This is a genomic window from Haladaptatus sp., assembly GCF_049589095.1.
Lineage (GTDB): Archaea > Halobacteriota > Halobacteria > Halobacteriales > Haladaptataceae > Haladaptatus.
Genome location: NZ_JBAWAC010000189.1, coordinates 1 through 3,508, shown reverse-complemented (window position 1 = coordinate 3,508; position 3,508 = coordinate 1). Strand labels below are relative to the sequence as shown.

Here is a 3,508-nt window from a genome sequence, read left to right as displayed (position 1 = left end):
GAGTAGAAGCGGCGATACGGATTCGATTGTTTTGTGATTGCAGTTTCTGGGAAACTGATTTTGAACGTTCTTGTCCGCTCGATACAAGAAAGCGCTGTGACTACTTCGACTACAACTACTGGAAAGTAGCCCTCGAAAGCCCCCGCCCGCTCCGAGAGAATTCTAGTTTTGAGGTTGCGATTGCAGTTACCGAGAAGACTACTCCGAAAGTCCCGCCCGCTCGCGGCCCCTTTCAATCCACCCACACCTCCGCCCCGCTACCGCACCACACACCTCCCCAGCCGATTCCTTCGGTCGCTGTCGCTCCCTTCGTCATCCCTTGCACGCTATTGGCATCGACCGTCGGCCGGCCGTTGGTTCACGGTTGCACCGTTCACCCAGAGGTTTCTTCGAAACCTCGCTGGCCTCCAGTCGGTACCAGCACGCGCCACTCGGAAGGACGGGCTACGCGATATCGACCAACCGCATGGCGCGTGCGCCAGCAACCCCGAGGATAACGGTCATCCGAGGGGTTGTCTGGCTTTCCGCGCGAGGGATGAGTGACGACGCGACCAGCGGGAGCGTCGGAGCGAATCGGCTGGGGAGGGTGTGGCTGTCGCGGGGCGGAGGTGTGGGTGGATTGAAAGGGGCCGTCAGTTCGCGCTTGTTTTAGTCGCTGTGGAGGCACTATCCGCGCGGGCGGTGTCGCCGCGAGCGAAGCGAGGGGTGGCTCGGGAGAGCGTTGCTCTCCCGGCGTGGAGAGCGTGGATATCCTGCACAGCGACCGCGAACGGGCGGGGGGCTTTCAGTGTCTGTTTCCCATCAACTGCACTCACACACCAATTAAACACGTCTTGTCGGAGCGAACGGGTGGGTGTTTTCCGAGTCCTCTACAATTCGAACCCACGCAACCATCGAACCAGTGACTTTTTTCGGGGTACCCCACCCACTATCGGATAATGCTGACCGGAGTAAACGTGGCGTTGGGGGTGACCGGAAGTATCGCGGCGGTGAAAGTGGTCGAACTGGCACACGAGTTGCGCAGGCGCGGCGCGAACGTCCGCGCGGTGATGTCGCCGAGCGCGAAGGGCATCATCAACCCGTGGGCCGTCGAGTTCGCCACCGACAACCCGGTCGTCACCGAGATAACGGGCAAAGTCGAACACGTCGAACTCTGTGGCCGCGAGGGGTGGGCCGACGTGTTCCTCATCGCGCCCGCGACGGCGAACACCGTCGGGAAAATCGCGGGAGCTATCGACGACACGCCCGTCACGACCTGCGCGACGACGGCGCTCGGCGCGGACGTGCCCGTCGTCATCGCGCCCGCCATGCACGAACCCATGTACGATCACCCCGGCGTCCTCGATGCCATCGACCGCGTCGAATCGTGGGGCGTCGAGTTCGTCGACCCGAGAATCGAGGAAGGGAAGGCGAAGATCGCCACCGAGGACGCCATCGCGCTCGACGTCGCCCGCGCGACCACCCCCGATCTGTTCGACGGAAAGCGCGTCGTGATCACCAGCGGCGCGACCAGCGAGGCCATCGACCCCGTCCGAATCATCACGAGCAGAGCGTCCGGAAAGACGGGCCGGGCGGTCGCCCGCGTCTGCTACGTCTACGGTGCTTCCGTCACACTGATTCACGACGGACCGACAGTCCCCTACGCCACCGTCGAGCAGGTCGAGACCAGCGCCGAGATGCTCGACGCCGTCCGCCAACACATCGAAGGACTCCCGGCCGACGTCCTCGTCTCCGTCGCTGCCATCAGCGACTACACCGCCGACGACGAGGACGAAAAGATTCGGTCGGGACGGGAACTCACCCTCGACTTGCATCCCACTCCTAAACTCATCGACACGATTCGGGACGAACATCCCGACCTCCCCATCGTCGGGTTCAAGGCCGAAACGAGCGGCGACGACGACGCGATGGTCGCCGCCGCCCGTGAAACCTTGGAACGGGTCGACCTCTCGTTCGTCGTCGCGAACGACGCGAGCGTCATGGGGAAGGAGGAAACGAGGACGCTGTTCGTCCGGCCGAACAGCGTCCGGGAGTACAGCGGGAGCAAGGACGTACTGGGACTCACCGTCGCCGAGGAACTCGCGGGCGAACTTGCAGGCGAGTAAGCTCAGTGTTTACGAATTGCGATCGGTTTTCGTGTGGTTTTCCGAGGGCCAGTCCATCACCAGAAGAGTCATCGCCACCAAAACTACCCCGTCGTTCCGCACCTCGAATCCCTACTCTTCAACCTGTTCCCGCATCCACTCGAACTGCTCCCGTAGCCGCTGTTTCCCGATTTCGGTCAACGAGAACACGTCGTACAGCCCTTCGACCCGTCGCTCCACGTGCCCGCTTTCGACGAGTCGCTCCAGCGTCGCGTAATATCGCTTGGGGTCGAGTTGTTTGTCGTAGTGTGATTCGAGTCTCGTCTTGAGTTTCTGGCCGCGGAGTTCCCCGGCCTCGGCGAGGAGGATGCACATGTCGCGGCGGGTGCCGCTCTGGTGCCAGCGTGTCATGTGGGACAATCGAGGGGCGAGACTCACGTCGCTTTCGGGTTGGAACCGATAGCTTCGACTGCCCCCCCTTCGAACCGCCGACCATGACGACGCTCTCGGACGACGACATCACGGCCCGCTACTCCGAAACCGACCACGAGCGCATCCTCGAATTCTCGCGCGAGGGGAAAACCGCGGCGGTCGCACAGAACCGCGAAGGGTACGGGATGCTGAAAGTCAGGGAAACGGCCGACAGTCCTGAAATCGAACGTTACTACGGATTCGACATGGTGTTGGACCATGTGGCGGAACTGCTTGGCGTTCGACCGAACGACCTGCCAGTTCCCGACCCCGCCGCGGACATGGGTATGTAACGAATCGAACAGAGGGACTCGGGGAAATGGACAAAACATCTCCAGTGAACGACGAGAGACACGTCCGTAAAAAGAGATTTCTGATGACATATACCCCCGCAAACCTTTTCTCCGGGGATTGAGTGGCATTCTGTAATGGCTAGCCTGAGCGAACTTCTGGAGGACCTCGTCGGGGGTGTCGACGCAGTGTTTCTCTTCTCTCCGAGCGGGTCGTACTACGAACGGTTCGCGGAACTCGACGACACGGACGTGGTCGTCGTCGCACCGAGCAACAACGTCGGCGCGAGCAACTTCGTGGAATTGCCACTCGAATTCACCAGTGTCAAAGACCGCATCCGATTCGGCATCGAGGGGGCGATGGACAACGGATTCGCGGAGGACGGTGACGAACTGACCTGCGTGGCGAGCATGTTCGGCGACGGACTCGATACGGTCACCCAGACCAAGGCCGACGAGGACGTTCACTCGGGAATCTACGACCTGTTCGCCAACTCGCGGGCCGACCCCGGCGTCATCCGCGACGTGTTCGAAGTCGCCATCGAACTGGGGAAGAAGGGACAGAAAGGGAAACCCGTCGGCGCGCTGTTCATCGTCGGCGACGCGGGCAAAGTGATGAACAAGTCCCGCCCGCTGTCGTACAACCCGTTCGAGAAGAGCCAC

4 protein-coding genes are annotated in these 3,508 nt (G+C 61.7%); 3 read left to right on the top strand and 1 reads right to left on the bottom strand.

Features of this window, described 5'->3' with window-relative positions:
- Positions 1-938 precede the first annotated feature (938 nt).
- Positions 939-2,105, top strand: a complete 1,167-nt coding sequence (gene coaBC / locus WBV42_RS06350) for a bifunctional phosphopantothenoylcysteine decarboxylase/phosphopantothenate--cysteine ligase CoaBC (protein WP_423985279.1) — start codon at positions 939-941, stop codon at positions 2,103-2,105.
- Positions 2,106-2,216: 111 nt separating this feature from the next.
- Here the strand turns inward: coaBC and WBV42_RS06345 are convergent, their stop codons facing one another.
- On the bottom strand, positions 2,217-2,495 hold the full coding sequence (locus WBV42_RS06345) for a PadR family transcriptional regulator (RefSeq protein WP_423985278.1): 279 nt from the start codon (positions 2,493-2,495) through the stop codon (positions 2,217-2,219).
- Positions 2,496-2,578: 83 nt separating this feature from the next.
- On the opposite strand from WBV42_RS06345, the gene WBV42_RS06340 reads away from it, so the two are divergent.
- On the top strand, positions 2,579-2,848 hold the full coding sequence (locus WBV42_RS06340) for a DUF7111 family protein (protein ID WP_423985277.1): 270 nt from the start codon (positions 2,579-2,581) through the stop codon (positions 2,846-2,848).
- A 135-nt stretch (positions 2,849-2,983) separates the two neighbouring features.
- Positions 2,984-3,508: diadenylate cyclase domain-containing protein (locus WBV42_RS06335; protein ID WP_423985276.1), on the top strand; the 525-nt coding region annotated here is incomplete at its 3' end.

Excerpts from the sequence above, each read along its gene's own strand:
- coaBC (WP_423985279.1), top strand. The coding sequence starts at position 939 with ATGCTGACCGGAGTAAACGTGGCGTTGGGGGTGACCGGAAGTATCGCG.
- WBV42_RS06345 (WP_423985278.1), bottom strand. The coding sequence starts at position 2,495 with ATGACACGCTGGCACCAGAGCGGCACCCGCCGCGACATGTGCATCCTC.
- WBV42_RS06340 (WP_423985277.1), top strand. The coding sequence starts at position 2,579 with ATGACGACGCTCTCGGACGACGACATCACGGCCCGCTACTCCGAAACC.